At 55.3% G+C, this 761-nt stretch carries 1 protein-coding gene; it reads right to left on the reverse strand.

The window, feature by feature from the left end; translation table 11 throughout:
* On the reverse strand, window positions 1-761 hold a 761-nt coding region (locus ACHHTY_RS12055; RefSeq protein WP_395494417.1), incomplete at both ends, for a reverse transcriptase domain-containing protein.

A 761-nucleotide genomic window follows, 5' to 3' on the forward strand; every position in this document is an offset into this window, starting at 1 on the left:
GGATTGGCGGCATTGGCCCAGGAGTTCATCCTGATCGCCTTAAATTCGCCTTGATAACCAAGCTGCCTCAATCTGCGGTGTAGCCGGTTGGGCTTTTTCCACAGTTTCAGCTGGATGGCTCGCAATCTCCGTCGTATCCACGCCGTCAACTGCTGGTATTCCCCTTGGCAGTTGGCTATCCGAAAGTAGTTGGCAAAACCCCGCAGCACCGGGTTCAGGTCGCCAATGACCTTAGCCAGGTTCACCGGGATATTCCGCCGGGTCATCGCCTTCACTTTGGCCTTGAAAGACTTGAGCTTGGCCCGTTTGATCCGGGTGTACGAGGAGTGAATGGTCACTCCCAGAAAATTCACCCCGCGAGCACTGTGCCCAATCTGGGTCTTTTCCCGGTTTACGGTGAGACGCAACTCTTCTTCCAGATAGCGGCTGGCCTGACTCAGGGCATTCACCGCAGCACTCTTCGACCGGCACGGAATCAGAATATCATCGGCGTAACGAACAATCCGATGACCGCGCTCCATCATGAACTGATCAAATGCGTCCAGATAGATGTTGGCCAACAACGGACTGATCACCCCGCCTTGGGGACTGCCGACTTCACTCGGCTCCCATTCCGATCCTACCATTACCCCGCTGGTCAGAAAACTTCGCACCAATCCCAGGATGCTGCCATCCCTGACCCGGCGGCCCAGGCTGTTGATAATCAGATCATGGTCCAGGGTGTCGAAACACTTGGACAAATCCATATCTACCACCCACCG

This window comes from Desulfurivibrio nitratireducens, assembly GCF_044068515.1.
GTDB lineage: Bacteria > Desulfobacterota > Desulfobulbia > Desulfobulbales > Desulfurivibrionaceae > Desulfurivibrio.